This is a genomic window from Bacillus sp. RZ2MS9, assembly GCF_001816185.2.
Lineage (GTDB): Bacteria > Bacillota > Bacilli > Bacillales > Bacillaceae_G > Bacillus_A > Bacillus_A cereus.
This window is the reverse complement of the sequence record NZ_CP049978.1, coordinates 2,085,971-2,103,056: the sequence shown is the minus strand read 5'-3', so window position 1 is coordinate 2,103,056 and position 17,086 is coordinate 2,085,971. Positions and strand designations below refer to the sequence as shown.

Genomic DNA, 17,086 nt, shown 5'->3' with positions numbered 1-17,086 from the left:
ATACCATAAAATCAATTTATCTTTAAAAATAAAAAAATCCTGCATTTCTCATGCAGGATTTTTTATTAGTCATTTTTCGTAAAGTAAGAAACGAAACGAAGAATTTCTAAGTATAACCATACTAATGTAAGCATTAGTCCCATCGCAGTGTACCACTCCATATATTTCGGAGCTTGACTACGTACACCATTTTCGATTAAATCGAAATCTAGTAATAAGTTTAATGCAGCAACTACAATAACAACTGCACTAATAATAATACCGATTGTACCACCTTGGTGAATGTATGGAACAGTTACACCAAACATATTTAGTAGGAATACGACTAAATACATAACCATAATTCCAAGTGTTGCTGCCATAACGCCTGTACGGAATTTATCCGTTACTTTTACTACGCGTGTTGCATATAACACTAACATTGCAAATAGAATTGAGATTGTTAGTAATACAGCATTTAAAACGATAGAATCGCCAAATTTCATTGTATAAACTGCTGAAATACTTCCTAACACAACCCCTTCTACCGCTGCATAGATTGGTGCACCAAAAGGTGAAATGCGCGGGAAGAACATAGACGCAAATGCGATGATTGCCGCAACGATTAAAGCACCAATTAATACTGGCATCTTCATCGTCCCCTGCATCATCTGTATGTATGAATAGACAGACGTTGCAAGTAGCAAGATAAGCATAATGAACGTTTTGCCTACTGTTCCGCCAATCGTCATCGCAGAAGCGCTTGCTCCCTCTTTACGGAATGCCTCTTTTTTCAACATTGGATTAGATGTTCTCATTTTTTCCCTCCTAAAATAGGTTCTACCAATAGTGTAAAGTTTTTCTCTTTACTTTTCAATATATGCAGCTTGTTTTTATTTTAATCCTTCAACGATGTCTGATAGTTCACTCCATCTTTCCATCTGTTTTTCTAGCTCTTCTTCTGTTTTCTGCTGTGCTTCAGATAATTCCTGTGCCTTTGTGAAGTCAGATCCAACTTTCGCAAGTTCTTCTCCAATTGACTCAATTTTCTCTTCAAGTTCGGCAATTGTATCTTCAATCGTTTCCCATTCACGCTGTTCATTGTATGAAAGTTTACGTTTACGTTGTTGTTTTGGAGCTTCTTCTACAACTTTTTTCTCTTTTTGAACTTCCGCTTTCTCCATAAGTTCTCTCGTTTTTTCCATTTCTAAATAATCTGTATAACTACCTAGGAATTCACGCACTTCGCCTCCGCCAGTAAAGATGAACAGTTCATCTACTACTTTATCTAAGAAGTAACGGTCATGCGATACAGTTAAAACGACACCTGGGAAATCTTCTAAATAATCTTCTAGTACTGTTAATGTTTGTGTATCTAGATCGTTTGTAGGTTCATCAAGTAAAAGTACGTTTGGTTCTCCCATTAAAATACGTAATAAATATAAACGTCTTCTTTCACCACCAGATAGTTTACCAAGTGGTGTACCATGTGAATGCGTCGGGAATAAGAAACGTTCTAACATTTGAGATGCACCAATTACTTTTCCATCTGTCGTATGAATAACTTCTGCAATCTCTTTAATGTATTCAATCATACGCTGATTTAAATTCATCTCTTCATTTTCTTGCGTATAATAAGCAACTTTTACAGTTTGTCCAACTTCAATTTCACCACTATCAGGAGATAACTTACCTGCAAGCATATTTAATAGCGAAGATTTCCCGCTTCCATTCGCTCCAATAATTCCGATGCGATCGCCTGGTTTCACAATATGATTAAAGTTGTTTAATACCGTTTTATCACCAAATTTTTTCGTTACATCTTTTAACTCAAGTACTTTTTTCCCAAGACGGCTACCGCTAAGTGCAATATCAACTGACTGTTTTGCAGCTGGTCCTTCTTGTGCCTTTAGCTCATCAAAACGCTGAATACGCGCCTTTTGTTTCGTAGAACGGGCTTTTGCACCACGACGAATCCAAGCAAGTTCACGACGATATAAATTTTGGCGTTTCGATTCTTGTGCCAATTCTTGCTCTTCACGAAGTGCTTTCGCTTCTAAAAATGTACTATAGTTTCCTTCGTAGCTATATAGTTTACCATTATCTAATTCAAAAATACGATTCGTCACACGATCTAAGAAATAACGATCATGGGTTACAAGTAATACCGAACCTGTATATCTCGCTAAATATTCTTCTAACCATTCAACTGTCTCATGGTCAAGATGGTTCGTAGGCTCGTCTAAAATTAATAGATCCGGTGTTTCAATAAAACATTGTGCCATTGCGATACGTTTTTTCTGTCCACCAGATAAATTCCCAACAATTGCAGTGAAGTCCGTAATTCCTAATTTCGTTAAAAGAGATTTCGCATTTGCATTTGCTTCCCATGCACTCATTGCATCCATACGTTGCTGCACTGCAAACAATTGTTCCTGTACTTTTTCATTACTTGGATCTTTTTCAATATTTAATAGTGCTTTTTCATAATCACGAAGAAGACGAATTAAAGGTGTATCACCATGGAACACTTGCTCTAATACTGTCAGTTTTTCATCAAACTCTGGTTGCTGTGATAAATAACTAATTGTATACCCACGTGAATGCGTCATATCACCTGTATCAGGAGTTTCTAATCCTGCAATAATTTTTAATAATGTCGATTTACCAGTTCCGTTTACACCAATAATTCCGACACGTTGTCCTTCTGTAATACTACATGATAATCCATCAAATAACGGCTTTTCTCCATATGATTTTGATAAGTTCTCCACAGTTAACATTTTCATATTTGTGCATTCCACTCTTTCATAAATTGTTCAATAAACTGTTCCATATAACGATGACGAATTTCAGCCTCTTGTTTTGCTGCATTCGTATTCATTAAATCTTTTAATTTCAAAAGTTTTTCATAAAAATGATTTAAAGATGGATCATTATTTTTTCTATACTCTTCTTTCGTCATTTCTTCACGCGGCGGAATAGTTGGATCATACATTAATCTCCCTTTCGTCCCGCCATATGCAAATGTACGAGCAATTCCTATTGCGCCAAGAGCATCTAAACGATCCGCATCTTGAACAATTTTCCCTTCAAGTGACTCTACTGTGCCGCCATGGCCACCTTTATAAGACATATTGGCGATGATATGAAGAATATGTTTACTTTCCTCTTCTTCAACACGTAGCTCTTCTAACCAATCAGAAACTTTTTTCATTCCTGCTTCTTCACTTTCATTTAGCTTTTCATCTGCCACATCGTGAAGTAATGCTGCCATTTCAATTATAAAACGATTTCCACCTTCTTGCTCAGATAAAGAAATCGCCATTTTATGTACACGTTCAATATGATACCAATCATGCCCACTCGCATCTTTTTCTAAAATATGTTTTACAAAAGTAATTGTTTTTTGAATTTTTTCTTGTTTTGTCATTTTATCTTCACCCAGTTACTTATTGTAACACGCCCGCATTTTTTCATCACATATTTTCTTGTCCGCCCATACACTAGGTGGTAGGCATCATCATGAAGGAGGAATAAACATGTTCTATAATAATCAACCGCCTTATCCAAGGCAACCATTGTATCCTCAACAACAAGAACAGAGATACACAGAACAATACGAAGAACAAGAGTTACAGCAGCAAGAGCCACAATATGACGAAAATCCATATGCAACAACGCAAAACCAAGAAACTGAATTTCAACAAAATCCATATGACACACGTCCAAATTATGAATATCCTCAAAATCCATATGCAGCACCACAAAATCAAGAACAGCGATATCCTCAAAATCCATATGTAATACCACAAAACCAAGAACAACAATATCAACAGAATCCATATGCAGCACCACAAAACCAAGAACAACAATATCAACAAAATCCATATGCAGCACCACAAAACCAAGAACAACAATATCAACAAAATCCATATGCAGCACCACAAAACCCATACACAACTCAACCACAACAACCGCAATACCAACAACAAATGTATCAACCAAACTACGACGCACGTGTCTCACCACCTAAACCACCAACAATAGATCCAACTCAACCACAAATCTTACCACCTGGACCAACACTAGACATTACACAACCACAAATCTTACCACCTGGACCAATTACTGAACCAACACAACAACAAATTCAACAAGTTGTCGGTACACAGTTTTTACCTTTCAAGAAACCCGTACTAGATTTCGTAAAACCATGGGTAGATTACGGTTTAAATGAAGCAAAACATACATCACATGAACACGCATTAACAGAAGTTGCTGCGATTATGTTTTTAGTTGGTAAAGGCTTCAATCCGACGATCGCACATTATATCGTTGAATCTTGGGAGAAGAATGAACAGTTTTAGAATTGTTTATTTGATAAAATATAAAAAACACAAAAGTGCCAAACCCCTTATGCCACAAGGGTTTTGGCACTTTTTAATATCTAAAACAAATTTTATTGAAATAATTATTTTTATAGATTTTCATACTTTTTTATATAGTACGTGAACAAAATGTGTGCAAATATACGAATCGCATTTCGCTGTTGTTGCACCGGTTATTTAAACCAATTCTCAATTATGAGATTTATATGAGAAACTAACACTTTTTCCTGTTGACACTTGGACAGTTTCTTGATAGCAAGCCACACGCAGACATTATTATTGATGGAATTGATATACTAGAACATTATCCTTTATATTATTTCAAATATAATTCGGTCGTAATTAAAATAAAACAAAAAGAGGACGTATATATCACGTCCTCTTTTTGTTTTAGATATGCTCACCATGATCAATATAAGTATCGCCGTATTCGTATGCCGGCGCAGGTGGTCTACCGTGATCAAAATCGGCCACATTAGAAATATAATCTGGTCTTTGTGGTGCAGGTGGTCTACCATGATCAGCTTGTGATGTAAAAGATTCTGTAAAACTTCCAATAGTTAAAACAGCAGCAAAACTAAAAAATCCTATTAGTACTTTTTTCATTTTAACGCACTTCCCTTCTGAAGTAATTCTTTAGCATCATAAGATATATTAAAGTATTGGCTAGCCTTCTCATGATTACCTTCTTGATAAAGTTTTTTCGCTAAAATTCCAGAGTACTCTTCCATAAATCCATAAAGTTTTTGGGATTCAAAGTAATCTAGTCCATCTGCAATCGTTGTTTCTAGATTCTGCTTATAATTTTCATCGTATTGTGCTCGAAGTATTCGTAAATGATGTGTATATTCAACATCAGCTAATTCAAAGCCTTGAGTCAAAAATTCTTGTGCTTTTTCAATTTCATTTACTTTGAAATGTTCTCGAGCCAGTAAGAATACAGTTTTATGATATGGTTTTTCAGATTTATACACATCCATTAAATGTCGAATTGCAGTTGCGGATATACCTTGTTTTGCATAAAGAAAACCTAAGTTGTATTGAATTAAGGTAATTAGTCGAGTACAGTTATGTTTTTTAGCCATATCCAAGCACTTAACAAAAAGCTCTTCTCCTTGTTCAAACTGACTTAAAGTGACACTTGCCAATCCTAGGATTGTATCGCATTCAATTTGATTTATTACATAATCTTCATGTTTTTTGTATATGTCTTTTGCTTTCATAACATGCTTAATTGTTAATAAAGGTTGTTGAAGGTGGTAATATAGTTCACCAAGTTTATAATTAAATTCAGCTTTTTCAATGTCATTAGGAATATACTCTAAAAGTCGTTCAGCTTCTTCAAATTGCTCCATCGCTTCCATATAGTTAGCAATCATAGTGTTATGCACAGCTTTATAGAAATGGTAGTAGTATCTTAAATACTCATCAATAGTTTTTGTTGTAAGTTTTTCAACTGCATCAAAATCACTACGAGTTACATATGATTTATTTATTAACACTTTATAACTATAATCTAATAAGGAATAGTACAATAAGAGATTTTGATCTTGTAAATCTCGATTTTGTTCGACCATTAAGACACTAATCTTTTCATCAACTTCTTCTTTCATTCTTGTCGCCTTTGTTATTTGTTTAGATAGAATAACCTTATACCATTCATTTAATAGTCTAGTAACTTTTTCATTATTCAGAATTATCATATCATAATCTCCTTTATTTAGTTTATATAAAAACAATCATAACAAAGTTTAATTGTAATAAGTTGCAAAAAACAATTTTATAAATAATATTCAGAATATTTAATTTTATTTTTATCAATTGACGTAAAAACATCGGTAAATCGTTAGATTGTAAAGAATGAATTATCTATATAAAACTAATTGTAATGCTAGTAATGGTATAGCGTGAACCTTATTTGTCGAAAAGTTTTGGTAATTATTTGGTTTATAAGTATTTATTTCCCATTATTTCGGGGTTAATATCTGAATTATGCTAACAAATAAAGGTAAATTAGCATGATATTGTCTTAATTAATATTTTAGGAGGTATGAAAAATGAAAAAGATTAGTAAAGTTTTAAGTGTTGCAGGATTATCTCTTGCTATGTTCGGAGGAGGAACAATTGCAAGCGCAGCTGAGAATAACACAGTTGATTCTACTATAAAAAAAGGTAATGTATTAGATTTAACAGATCAATCGAATGTACAAATAGGTGAGGTACTAACGTTTGGGGAACTTGTTAATCAAATTGCTGCAGATACCAATAAACCTAGAGAAGAAATTTCTCAGCAACTCATGGCTCAGGGGAAAGCTCGTGGACAATCATCTGCTGCAACACTTGCCGCTACGTACAGAACACTAACAACCAATTTTTCAGTAACACCTTTCTATAGCCCTTCATTAAGGTTTTATTGTGAAACAAATGAATGGGGTGGAAGCTTCAGGGGTATTAAGGAAATAAAACATATCAATATGAATAGAGATGCAAATGGTCTTTCTAAAACGTTCAGTGGTACAGTTCAAGCGAATTTAGAGGATCCTAACAGAATTTTCTATATTGTTAATGGTGATTTTCATAATAATGGCACAACTACTTTTAATGGCAATGTATCCATTACTGTAGGGAAGACAGGAAGTGTAGGTTTTAGTGCATCTTATGCGACGAGTCACTATAAATATACTTATAAAGAAGGATATGTATATTTTTAAAGTTGATAAATTTTTAAATGATCGATTACTTCTTAATTACATGTTAAGTTCATTATACATGCTAATTTAATGGAGGTGATCTCTCTGCAACCTAAATATATTCTGTTCATTCAAATTCTAATAGGAATACTAATAATCATGGCACCAATTATTATTACTGGTGAATTATATGATGTTTCAAAGACTATGGGTGATTTGCTAGTTACTGAATTAATAATAAGAACACTTTCTTTCATAATAGGACTTGTAGTTATTAGCAAGGGGTTTGAAAATTATTCTAAATAGTTATTAGTATGTTATTTTCTTGAAACTTATAAAAAAGGTCTACTCATATGAGTAGACCTTTTCTCTACTTCACATACACATAGGCTTCATTTGCAGTTATATAGTATGTTACGCCTTTACTGTTGTGTACTTTGTATTGTGGTGAACCATTAACGGATACTTTAGCATCAATAGTAAATCCAAGCCCTTCATCTACCGTTCCTGCTACGTCTTTATCAGACCAAGAAGCTGTAGCAAACGAAAATAAGAGCAATAGAATCATAAATAATGAGCTAAATAGTTTAATTGGTTTTTTCATTGTGTATTTCCCCCTTTTTGCCAAACAAAAAGAGCACCGTCTTTTGACAATGCTCTCCTTATGTAAGGCATGTATTTTTTTATTTGGTATTATGTTTTTCCTTTCGTGCATCACTTCTTTCGATTTTTGCTTGTATTTCGGACGCTACACTTTCTAATAACCATGCAGGAATCCATTTTCCCCAGCCAATTCGTGCACAGTTTGCTGCGAAACTATTAAAAATGTGGTAACTCAATCCACCGACTACCATGAAGAAAAAGAAATCAGGTAGTTTAAGAGCAATATCAAATAAATGTGCAAGAACTGGTAATGATAAAAGCACCACGGTTCTCGTGATGCCCTCAATTCCATATTGTGATGAGTATGTTCCATCTAGTTTTGAAGCCTTACTACCAGTAATCCAGTCGAGCATGATAATCCAGCAGTAAATCGAGATCCAAATTAAGTTCGCTTTACCATATAACAAATTAATTATTGTTCCTAATCCACCGCCTATAGCACCACCTACTTTAAATTGAGTACTTGTAATAACGTCGCTTATATTCAATGCCTTGATGAGTTCGTGAATTCTTTCCAAGTTCTCACCTCCTTTCAAATTTTGACCAAAATAAAAAAGCCTGCTGCAGCACGCTCAATTTCGATAAAGTTATATGTTCATTTTCTTCCACGCGTATTCTAGTGGTTCAGTACGTGGTGGTTTCATCACTGCTTTTTCAGTAGTTTTACTTTCGTTTCGGGAGAAATTAAACATAACCCCTTTTCGTGTGGCGGTTTGCCTCACCCCTGTAATATACATGTCACTGATTTCTAATTTTGAGCCTTTGCGTATTTGTGGTTTACGTTGTACGGTTGGATACAGTGTTTTTGGTTAAATTATTATGCCTTTTATTGTCATAAAATCACCAGCCTTATTCTACTCTTAATGCAATGTTGTACTCTGAAAATGAACCCCATACACTTGAGTAGTAGGTGTTAAATAATTTATATTTCTGACTTCTCCATCTTGAGAAATTTCAACGATATCGCCAATTACAAAATTTGAACCTCTATATGTGTAAAGGCCATCAAATTTTGCTCTTAATCCATCTACGTTATCTCCCATAAAAAATGATGTAAATATTATATTTCCTTCTAAAGATGGTGCCTTTAAAAATACCTTATCCCAAATGAAAATAGGAACAGAAACATTTTTTAATCCCTCATATATAAGTTTACTTCTAGCAGCCACCAGTGCTGCTCTATCGGGTGATTGCAATCCGCGTTTCTTCATTTCTTCTTTTCGCTCTAATGCAATCTTACCTCTACTTGTTATTCTGTATTTACGGCTAGAAAATTGAGAAATCATTTTTTCATCATTTGGAATCTCCATTGTAGGTTCTTCACCCTGTATAAATGCTTTCATATTCTCTTCAAGTAAGTCTCTTACAACGGCCCAGCCTTCTGTACCTGCATTACCATAATGCTCATCATCAAGCGGCTTCCCGTTATTCACAACCGGATATACTTTGAATGGTAATCGTTCAGATTTAATAACTTCTTTCAATCTGTCCGTAACACCACCACCAACACCACTATCATCGACTTTTATATCCACTCTTTTTAACTGCTTGTACTTTGCCATGTATTCCTTAGCTAATTTCAATACATGACCAACAGTTTCCATAGTATCTTGTTTATAGTGGTTTAATAATTTAAAGACTTTATTTCCTATCCTTGGAGCAATTACAGTTTCATCATCACCAAATCGCGCAACGTCAACACCTAAGTCAAGTGTTTCACCAGTCGGCTCTACTTTACAAGATGCTGCTTGCTTTACAATTTCTAACGGGATAAATGCATCTGCTTCTGCTTTAGGAAATTCACCAAGTACACGTACACGCCAAACGTCCGAACCCTCACCCTATTTCTTTTTCAATACTTCTATATTGTCTTTACTGGTTCGAGGGCTATCTAAGCTAGAGACTTTATGTATTTTATATAAATCTCTGTCACGATTATGAGAATCATAAAAAACACCGCTTGTTCTTGTTGGGTTTCCGCACAAAAACAATTTATTTTCTGCACCAGATAAAGTACCAAGTATGGCTTCCATAATAGGATCTGCTATACCAGAAGCTTCATCACATACAAATAACATATAGTCTTCGTGAAAACCTTGCATATTCTCCGGCTTCGTTGCTGTTCTAGCAGTAGCAAACCAACGTTCTTCACTGCCAATCATGTATACTCGTGTTTTAGTCCATTTAAGAAGATTTTTAACTGCACTACCTTCTAACCATTTAGCTATTTCGGCCCAAAGTACTGTAAATAACTGTTCCTTTGTAGGAGCTGTACAAATAACTTTTTGGTTCGGTCTACAGCAGAGGAACCAAATAACAACAACTGACTCAAGACCTGTTTTACCAACACCTTGACCAGAACGAACAGAAACCTTAGGACTTTGTGCTAAATCCATAAGAACTTTTCTTTGCCATTCATCAGGATAAAAACCTAGCATATCTTCAGCAAACGCAACTGGATCATCCCAATAAACATCGATAATCTCCATAAATCCACTAAAAGCTGTATTACTCATTAGCTTCCGCTTCCTTTTGTTTACGTCTGCGCTCTGCTATCTTCATAAGAGACTCTTTCCAGTCTTCTGTATTCTGATTAGTATCACCATCAACTTTAATAGCAGCGATCTCTTTCTTGAGTTTCTCTATTCGTAGTTTTTGTTCTTCTGTATTAGCTAGCCTATCATATTTTTCAATAAAATTTACTAATGTTGACATTGCTTTCGATTGGGCATTTAAGAAACTAGCTTGCTTGTCCCAGGCGAATTGAATTTCCCATTCTTCCTCAAATCCGCTTTCAGTGAGCTTTTTCTTTCGCAGTTCCTTTGTCATGTCCTCTTTATCTCTAACAAACATGATACGTTGAGCATGAATGATTTGAGTATACTGCAGCATAATGCTGTCCCAAATGATTGTTAAAAAATCATTATTAACCGCTTCTGTCAATTCTTCTTTTAAATCATATATTTCTTGCGGTAAATACTTTCTATATAAACCATGACTAACAGCATTACCATTACGCAGTGGAGCAGATCCTCCGGAATTACCGACAGCATTTTTATTACCCTTTTTGGCTCCACCACGATTATTTACAGCATTCTTATTACCTTTGGGTGCTCCTGGTTTCTTTTTGGAGTACTCCGTATCTTTCATTGGAGTACTCCATTTAATTTGTCTATCCATCCATCTTTGGATTTCCATCCTCCAACCGTTTTTTCACTTACAGTTTTTTCGGATGTAGACAATAGTTCGGAAATTTTACGATTCGTAATATCACCGTTATGTTCTTTAAATATTTCATACGCTTTGTTACGGTCTGGACTTCGTTATCTGGCCATAATTACATAACACCTGCCCCCTTATCCAATTGTTTGCACTTCCTTCTCTAAACACTCAATACATATATGAGAATTATCCGTATTTGCTTCACGGATATATGTTTTATCAAAATGAGTAATCGTTAATGGCATTTTTAACGTCCACATACATGGTTCGTTACATACAGAGCATGTAGGAACATCTATGTTCACATCTTCCACCCACACCACCTCACAGCAAACTCCAACAGTTCTTTTTTTATCCAAAATAAAAAAAGCAGCGAACTCGCTACTTTAATAATCATTTCTTCCAATCATTGAAATCAGAGTACTTTCTATATTCTTGTTCAATAACACCTTTATACCATTTATCATCTTTATCGGGTCTTGAAGGTTTATTATTATACTCATTAATATCACCATTGTTATTTAGCCATTCAGGATTAACATGAGCATACTTATAAATGAATTTTCTAGTTTCTTTTAATGAATTAAATACTTCAGGAAACAGCACAGGTTCTTTCCCCATCGCATGGCCATATATACGATACGTTGTTTCTCGTTGACCAACAGTTTCAAAAAATGGTTTTGGAACCATATCTATTCTTTTCACAGTACTACCCCTTTCCCTTTGATATATCACATTCATTCTAGCTGCATGATATCATTCATTTTCAGCACATGTAAACAAGGGAATAAAAATACTGATAAATTGGTTTGTTCATTTCAACCTAAACAGGATAAACCTAAAACGAACGTTCCCATCTTGAAATATCTGGTTTGAGTTGTGTTTGTTTTGTTGATTATTTTTTCTATGAAACAAACACCATCTATTAATTTAGATGGTTTTTATTCCAAAGTTTTCTTTATGACTTTATATGTATCTGAAACTGCTAATACTATTAAACCAAAAGTTATTACAAAATACATGATAATTGTAGCAATTGCAAAGTTAGTTTTTATCGGAATATATCCAAAAAGAAAAACTAGAAAAAAGAGCACTAACATTCCCATCATTAGCATCAAATAATCTAAATAATACTGTTTATCTAAATTTCTTTTTCTCTTAGACAGAAGAGCTATACAAGCTATTGAAATAGCGATTAACCCTATAACTAAACTCATTCCTAACTTCGTTGTTTCTTTTATAACCTCTTCTAATTTAGATACATCCTTCGCAACTGCAATTGCTACTGTAGGTATTGTTATTACAGATAAAATACCTGTAAGACCAATAATCATCTTTATTTTTTTCAAAATAATCATTCCTTCTATTAAAAATGTAACAGAAGAATATTTTAACAAATAAATCATAAAAATAATATATAAAGATTTAAAATACCACCATAACAATGTCCTTATAAATTAATAAAATATATACGGTATGTGAAGTTTTACCCTACATATATAGGTGGCTTTTGCACGACAAAAAAAGAGCTCTGCTATAAAGCAGAGCAAAATAAAAAAATATAATTCTATAAAAATAATACAGTTTATTGATACTTTCAAAAGACGAAATTTAAATTCCCATCACAATAATACCTATGTTTAAGTATAAAACATTCTACCTTCACTTATAGCTATGAATATTCTTATTTTAGAATTCCATAATATCCAAAGAGCTCTTCGGGAGATACCTCAATACCAAACTTCTTCAAAGAATCTTTTCTTTGTTCAAAGAGAAGTTCTAAAACTTTTTTCTTATCTTTGTCTCTTCCATAATGAATCAACCTATGACAGTTCGGACATATACTAACTATATTTCCAACAACATCTAAACTATTTTCAAAATCATGTTGCATTCTTAACGGTATTAGATGATGGGCCTCCATATAATTTTTTCGGCTGGCTTCCGATACAAATGTTTCATGTGTGTCATCTATTTCACATTTAAATTCTGCCTGTTTAATAGCTTGTTTAGCTTTTTTCGGATCACGAGGCCATACTTCCCTACCAGATTCCATTTTAGTTTTTTTTCGATTTTCCGGTTTCTCTTCTTCTGCAATCTTTACTTTACTAAAATCCGAATCAATATTAGCTTGATACATATCTTCCTCTTGCTCATCCTCAGAAAGAATAAAGCTCTCATTCAACGCTTTAATAATATTATCAATAGATTTATATTTTGCTAATTTTGTTGAATCAATATATGAGTATATAAATTTAAAAGATTAAAATAAAAATAAGTACACATGTTTTATTAGGAGGTATATGTATGTCCAACAGCACTTCATGGCTAGATGAAATTATAGCAATATTAACCGAACTAGATGGAGCAGGAACACTGAATCAAATTAAAACAAAGGTTATGGAGCGTAATAAAATTGACTTGAATAGATACCAACACGAACAGTCTATAGCTGCAAGAATTAGAAAGACCATTTATCAGGTAAACTATCATAAAAACGTTCAATGGCCGCTACTAAAACTAAATCTTCTAAATGAGCAGTTTTAAGGTTGTTTATTTTTAAAAACATCAAAAATGCCAAATCCCTTATATCACAAAGGATTTGGCATTTTTAAGTATCTAGAACACGCGCTAAATTTAAGGAGAAATTAACAGACATGAGTCCGGTATAATGCCGTGTCCACACCCAAGGATCGGTTACATAAAATAGCGTATCTAACCTGGGAAGTCTATTGGCCTTTTTCCCTTATAGTAACGCTCTCTTCTACTAAGACCTTTTCTTTCTAGGGCCTACAATTAATTTAATCGCTGTTCTTTCTTCATTATTGATAGAAATCTCTTGAAACGCTGGAACAAAAGCTAAGTCAATACCACTTGGAGCGACGAACCCTCTTGCAATCGCAATTGCTTTAATCGCTTGATTTATAGCTCCAGCCCCAATCGCTTGAATTTCCACATTACCACTTGTTCTTAGTACTCCTGCTATTGCACCTGCGACTGAATTTGGGCTTGATTTTGAAGATACCTTTAATATATTTTCCATGTAAGTTGCTCCCTCTATTATTTAATCTCTCTTTCGTTACAATTTTAAATATTTTAGCGTATCTTTAATTACTATTCACACCAAAAACAAACGATGCTTCATATGTACATTATTCTATATTTTCTGACTTTTTCCTGCTCAGCTACGCAAATAAAAAATAAACTGAATAACCTAATGTAAATATAGATAAATATTATAACTTCACCAAATGATAACATCCATACAGCTAAAGGTAATATTTCTGTTTTGTCAGACTAAATAAATATAGTAAAGTGAAATTTTAATGAGTGGGGGTTTAATTCATCCCCCACCTAACTTCTTTGCTTTCGCTGAATTTTGAGGTGGGAGTCTTACTGCTCGGAAAATAGCGGGATAAACGTTTCCTCATTACTTCAATCTATTTAGAAATTCCATTTATTTTTCTATCAAATTATAAACCTTGTCATCTTCAAAAGGTGTTACAGGTAATACCCAAATACTACACTTCATCATTTGACCACTTTATATTCCAAATCTATCTCCTTTTATAGTACAAGCATACACGCCAATTGTGATTCATCTTCATAAACTACTATGTGGTTTAAATTTATTAAGAATAGGAGGTAATATTTTGGGTTCATACTATCATTCTTCAAACTCGTATAAAAAATGCTCATGCAAATCTTCTTCCAGTTCAAATAAAAAATGTTCATGTGACCATTCACATAAACGAAGCTGTCCTGCATACGGAACTTTTTGGCAAACTGAATTTATAACTGTTCCTTTTGGAGATCCTTTTCCATTTAATCACGTTGGACCTTTAGCAGGAGGTGTTTCCTTACTAAATCCTACTACTATACACTTTAGACAAGCTGGTGATTATAGAGTTTCGTTCATTTCCAGTATTAATACTACTTTAAATCCTGTATTTCCACATATCCCAGTCATAACTATATTTTTAAATAACAATCCACTTGCTAATAGTCAAGGTGACTTCGCTATTCAAATGAATACTTCATCAAATAACGAATGTCTTCAACTCGTTGGCGAAACAATTGTTACAGTGCCTGCTAATTCAACTCTTCAACTTAGAAATAATAGTGGTTTTAATCGTCAAAGTATTGTAACTTGTGACAATGGTATAAATTCAGTTGAATTAACAGTTACAAAACTAAGTTAAAATTATTTCTTCACATTCAGATGCTATTTCAGCATCTTTTTTTATTGAATAACAGTTTTTTCAACTTTTATTATCTCTCCCCACATAAAAAAGTGCAGAATTCTTTCTAACACAAGATTTCTGCACTTTTTATTATACTTATTTATTCTTCCTTATTTCTCTACATAAACCGACTTAACAATCGTACGATTATATGGTTTTCCTTCTTTATTCATCCCTTTTATATCCATCGTAACGTTGTATACTCCCGGTTGTTTTATATCTTTCAAAGCACCTGTAAATGTATTCGTATTAACATTTTGTAATTCATTAAATTCAGAGACTAACTTACCTTCTTTATTAACGACTCTTACTGTTATGGAAAGATCCCCTTTCATTTCAGGTGCTACAGGTGATTTTTTCAGTTTATACTCAGGTTTATTTATTTTAACTTTTGTAGGCATTCGAAGAACAAATGGTGCGTCATCCTTGTAATCGCTTACAACTAAATATGCATCTTTCGACTGCTTCGCCATCATTTTGATTTTCCATTCGCCTACTTCTAATTTATCAAACTTAAACGTTCTAATTGTCGCCCCATTAAAAAAAGATTCGCCTTCACCAGTAGTTATAGCGCTATCTTTATTTGCATAGATTTTTCCTTTTGGAGATACCATTTGTACTTCTACATCAGAAGAAGCAGTTAGTATAGAAACGATTCCTTCCGCTTTTTTATCAACTGTAACGGTTTGCTCTATCCACTGATTTTGTGGTAATTCGCCTCCTAAAATATTTTGATTTGAAGTTGTATTTAATTGTTCTAGATCTTCATTTGAACTAGTGCTGGATGCTACTAAAGCTGGTAATCCCACATTTGTCGTACGTAAATATGGTTCAATTCGTGCAAAAACAGCTGATCCTTTTCTTATATTGTCATGATCAAATCTGGAATCTGTAAATAAATGTGTACCGTACGATAGCTTCGCACTCCATTCATTTACTAGTCCATCATTTGAACCGTACGATGATAAATATAACCCGCCCATAGATAATGCAGAAAATGTTGGCCCCCAGCTAGTTCCAGTAGCCGTATAGTAACGGTTTAATTTAGCTGCTGGGTTGTTATCTATTATTGAACGAAACTTTGCCATTTCACCTATTTGTAACGAATACGTACCATCATCTTTTTGACCTAATATAGAAGCAAGCCAACCTGCCCACCAACTATATGACAAATCTGCTAAATTTGAGCCGTGATGCGGTGTAGCAAGTGTAATAACATTTCCAACAAATCGATTCGCACCATATTCAACTAATGCGGCTTGTGTATCAATACCACCTTTACTATGCGCTACAATATTAACTTTTTTACCGAAATAATTATATATTTCTTCAAGTTTTTGTGCTAACAATTTTCCGTTATCCCACTGACTAGCCGAACCTTTCCCTGCAGCATCATACAATTGTATAAACACTGTTTGATAGCCTGCTTTTAAAGCATAATCATACATATCATTTATATCATGATATACTGTCTTTCCATACCAACTATCAGCATTACCATTTCTTCCTTGTACAAAGAGAATTGGCGGTTTATTCTCATCATAATTAGCAGGTTTTTGGCCTAAAAACCATTCTCCAGGTGTGAATACTTCTGTATCAGGAAACCCCTTTCCAAGCTCTTTTACAACTTCTGCCTGTACATTTGTGCTAATCGTTGGAGCCATGATAAAAAATACAATTAGTAAGGCCACACATCTTCTCATCAGTCGCATATTACTCCCCCTATTTTTTTGAAAGAAGGTGTTCTTTATAATATTTTATATTTTCCCTTCCTTAATAATAGCTAATCTTTTATTTTTAAAAGATGTTAGCCCTATTTTTAGAAGGTTACTAGTTGTATACCCTCTTCCTTAACTCTCGTTATTCTCTTTGTTTCTACCTCTTCCTTTTGATAGAA

18 protein-coding genes and 4 pseudogenes are annotated in these 17,086 nt (G+C 33.8%); 5 read left to right on the top strand and 17 right to left on the bottom strand.

Annotated features, from left to right (window positions below):
• Positions 1–65: 65 nt before the first annotated feature.
• The 3 genes from BHV55_RS10890 to BHV55_RS10880 form a co-directional block, all read right to left on the bottom strand.
• Positions 66–797 (bottom strand): Bax inhibitor-1/YccA family protein, encoded by a 732-nt coding sequence (locus BHV55_RS10890; RefSeq protein WP_001260655.1) that lies wholly within the window; start codon positions 795–797, stop codon positions 66–68.
• A 75-nt stretch (positions 798–872) separates the two neighbouring features.
• Complete coding sequence (locus BHV55_RS10885) at positions 873–2,768, bottom strand: ABC-F family ATP-binding cassette domain-containing protein (RefSeq protein ID WP_044584408.1); 1,896 nt, start codon at positions 2,766–2,768, stop codon at positions 873–875.
• Positions 2,765–3,412, bottom strand: coding sequence for an HD domain-containing protein (locus tag BHV55_RS10880; protein ID WP_070757436.1), 648 nt, complete (start codon positions 3,410–3,412; stop codon positions 2,765–2,767). The genes BHV55_RS10885 and BHV55_RS10880 overlap by 4 nt, the downstream gene beginning before the upstream one ends.
• A 109-nt stretch (positions 3,413–3,521) precedes the next feature.
• On the opposite strand from BHV55_RS10880, the gene BHV55_RS10875 reads away from it, so the two are divergent.
• Positions 3,522–4,349, top strand: coding sequence for a hypothetical protein (locus tag BHV55_RS10875; RefSeq protein ID WP_070757438.1), 828 nt, complete (start codon positions 3,522–3,524; stop codon positions 4,347–4,349).
• Positions 4,350–4,760: 411 nt separating this feature from the next.
• Here the strand turns inward: BHV55_RS10875 and BHV55_RS10870 are convergent, their stop codons facing one another.
• Both BHV55_RS10870 and BHV55_RS10865 read right to left on the bottom strand, forming a co-directional pair.
• Entirely contained in the window at positions 4,761–4,976 is a 216-nt protein-coding gene (locus tag BHV55_RS10870) for a hypothetical protein (protein ID WP_000756629.1), read from the bottom strand.
• Positions 4,973–6,073 (bottom strand): response regulator aspartate phosphatase, encoded by a 1,101-nt coding sequence (locus tag BHV55_RS10865; protein WP_000584829.1) that lies wholly within the window; start codon positions 6,071–6,073, stop codon positions 4,973–4,975. The genes BHV55_RS10870 and BHV55_RS10865 overlap by 4 nt, the downstream gene beginning before the upstream one ends.
• A gap of 354 nt (positions 6,074–6,427) precedes the next feature.
• Here BHV55_RS10865 and BHV55_RS10860 point away from each other — a divergent pair, with 354 nt between their 5' ends.
• Positions 6,428–7,081, top strand: a complete 654-nt coding sequence (locus BHV55_RS10860) for a hypothetical protein (protein ID WP_000724008.1) — start codon at positions 6,428–6,430, stop codon at positions 7,079–7,081.
• A 138-nt stretch (positions 7,082–7,219) separates the two neighbouring features.
• Positions 7,220–7,366 carry a hypothetical protein gene (locus tag BHV55_RS10855; protein ID WP_168369338.1) on the top strand — a complete coding sequence of 49 codons (147 nt, stop codon included), beginning with the start codon at positions 7,220–7,222 and terminating at the stop codon, positions 7,364–7,366.
• Positions 7,367–7,430: 64 nt separating this feature from the next.
• Here the strand turns inward: BHV55_RS10855 and BHV55_RS10850 are convergent.
• The 10 genes and pseudogenes from BHV55_RS10850 to BHV55_RS10805 all read right to left on the bottom strand — a co-directional run.
• A pseudogene (locus tag BHV55_RS10850) lies at positions 7,431–7,604 on the bottom strand (N-acetylmuramoyl-L-alanine amidase); the annotation flags it as partial.
• A 139-nt stretch (positions 7,605–7,743) separates the two neighbouring features.
• Positions 7,744–8,241, bottom strand: a complete 498-nt coding sequence (locus BHV55_RS10845; RefSeq protein ID WP_070757444.1) for a phage holin family protein — start codon at positions 8,239–8,241, stop codon at positions 7,744–7,746.
• Positions 8,242–8,310: 69 nt separating this feature from the next.
• Positions 8,311–8,523: a hypothetical protein gene (locus tag BHV55_RS27745; protein WP_341473470.1), complete on the bottom strand. Its 213-nt coding sequence runs from the start codon at positions 8,521–8,523 to the stop codon at positions 8,311–8,313.
• A 49-nt stretch (positions 8,524–8,572) separates the two neighbouring features.
• Positions 8,573–8,901, bottom strand: a pseudogene (locus tag BHV55_RS27740) (hypothetical protein); the annotation flags it as partial.
• Positions 8,884–10,239: pseudogene (locus tag BHV55_RS27350) on the bottom strand (DEAD/DEAH box helicase family protein); the annotation flags it as partial. The pseudogenes BHV55_RS27350 and BHV55_RS27740, both read right to left, overlap by 18 nt.
• Positions 10,232–11,016, bottom strand: a pseudogene (terS, locus tag BHV55_RS10825) (phage terminase small subunit). The pseudogenes BHV55_RS27350 and terS, both read right to left, overlap by 8 nt.
• A 63-nt stretch (positions 11,017–11,079) precedes the next feature.
• Positions 11,080–11,259, bottom strand: coding sequence for a hypothetical protein (locus BHV55_RS10820; protein ID WP_070757446.1), 180 nt, complete (start codon positions 11,257–11,259; stop codon positions 11,080–11,082).
• 79 nt (positions 11,260–11,338) lie between these two features.
• The gene (locus BHV55_RS10815) at positions 11,339–11,650 is read right to left on the bottom strand and encodes a hypothetical protein (RefSeq protein WP_070757448.1); all 312 of its coding nucleotides are present in this window, start codon (positions 11,648–11,650) and stop codon (positions 11,339–11,341) included.
• A gap of 236 nt (positions 11,651–11,886) precedes the next feature.
• A complete protein-coding gene (locus BHV55_RS10810) occupies positions 11,887–12,390 on the bottom strand; it encodes a hypothetical protein (protein ID WP_168369337.1) in 504 nt (167 codons plus the stop codon).
• 239 nt (positions 12,391–12,629) lie between these two features.
• On the bottom strand, positions 12,630–13,085 hold the full coding sequence (locus BHV55_RS10805) for an HNH endonuclease (protein ID WP_070757451.1): 456 nt from the start codon (positions 13,083–13,085) through the stop codon (positions 12,630–12,632).
• A gap of 167 nt (positions 13,086–13,252) precedes the next feature.
• Between BHV55_RS10805 and BHV55_RS10800 the strand changes: the two genes are divergently transcribed.
• A complete protein-coding gene (locus tag BHV55_RS10800; protein WP_000071988.1) occupies positions 13,253–13,492 on the top strand; it encodes a hypothetical protein in 240 nt (79 codons plus the stop codon).
• A 220-nt stretch (positions 13,493–13,712) separates the two neighbouring features.
• Here the strand turns inward: BHV55_RS10800 and BHV55_RS10795 are convergent, their stop codons facing one another.
• Positions 13,713–13,988: a stage V sporulation protein S gene (locus BHV55_RS10795; protein WP_000427801.1), complete on the bottom strand. Its 276-nt coding sequence runs from the start codon at positions 13,986–13,988 to the stop codon at positions 13,713–13,715.
• A 610-nt stretch (positions 13,989–14,598) separates the two neighbouring features.
• Between BHV55_RS10795 and BHV55_RS10790 the strand changes: the two genes are divergently transcribed.
• Positions 14,599–15,147, top strand: coding sequence for a hypothetical protein (locus BHV55_RS10790; RefSeq protein WP_000536153.1), 549 nt, complete (start codon positions 14,599–14,601; stop codon positions 15,145–15,147).
• Positions 15,148–15,299: 152 nt separating this feature from the next.
• Here BHV55_RS10790 and BHV55_RS10785 read toward each other — a convergent pair whose 3' ends face one another.
• On the bottom strand, positions 15,300–16,901 hold the full coding sequence (locus BHV55_RS10785; RefSeq protein ID WP_070757453.1) for a lipase family alpha/beta hydrolase: 1,602 nt from the start codon (positions 16,899–16,901) through the stop codon (positions 15,300–15,302).
• Between the last annotated feature and the right edge of the window lie 185 nt (positions 16,902–17,086).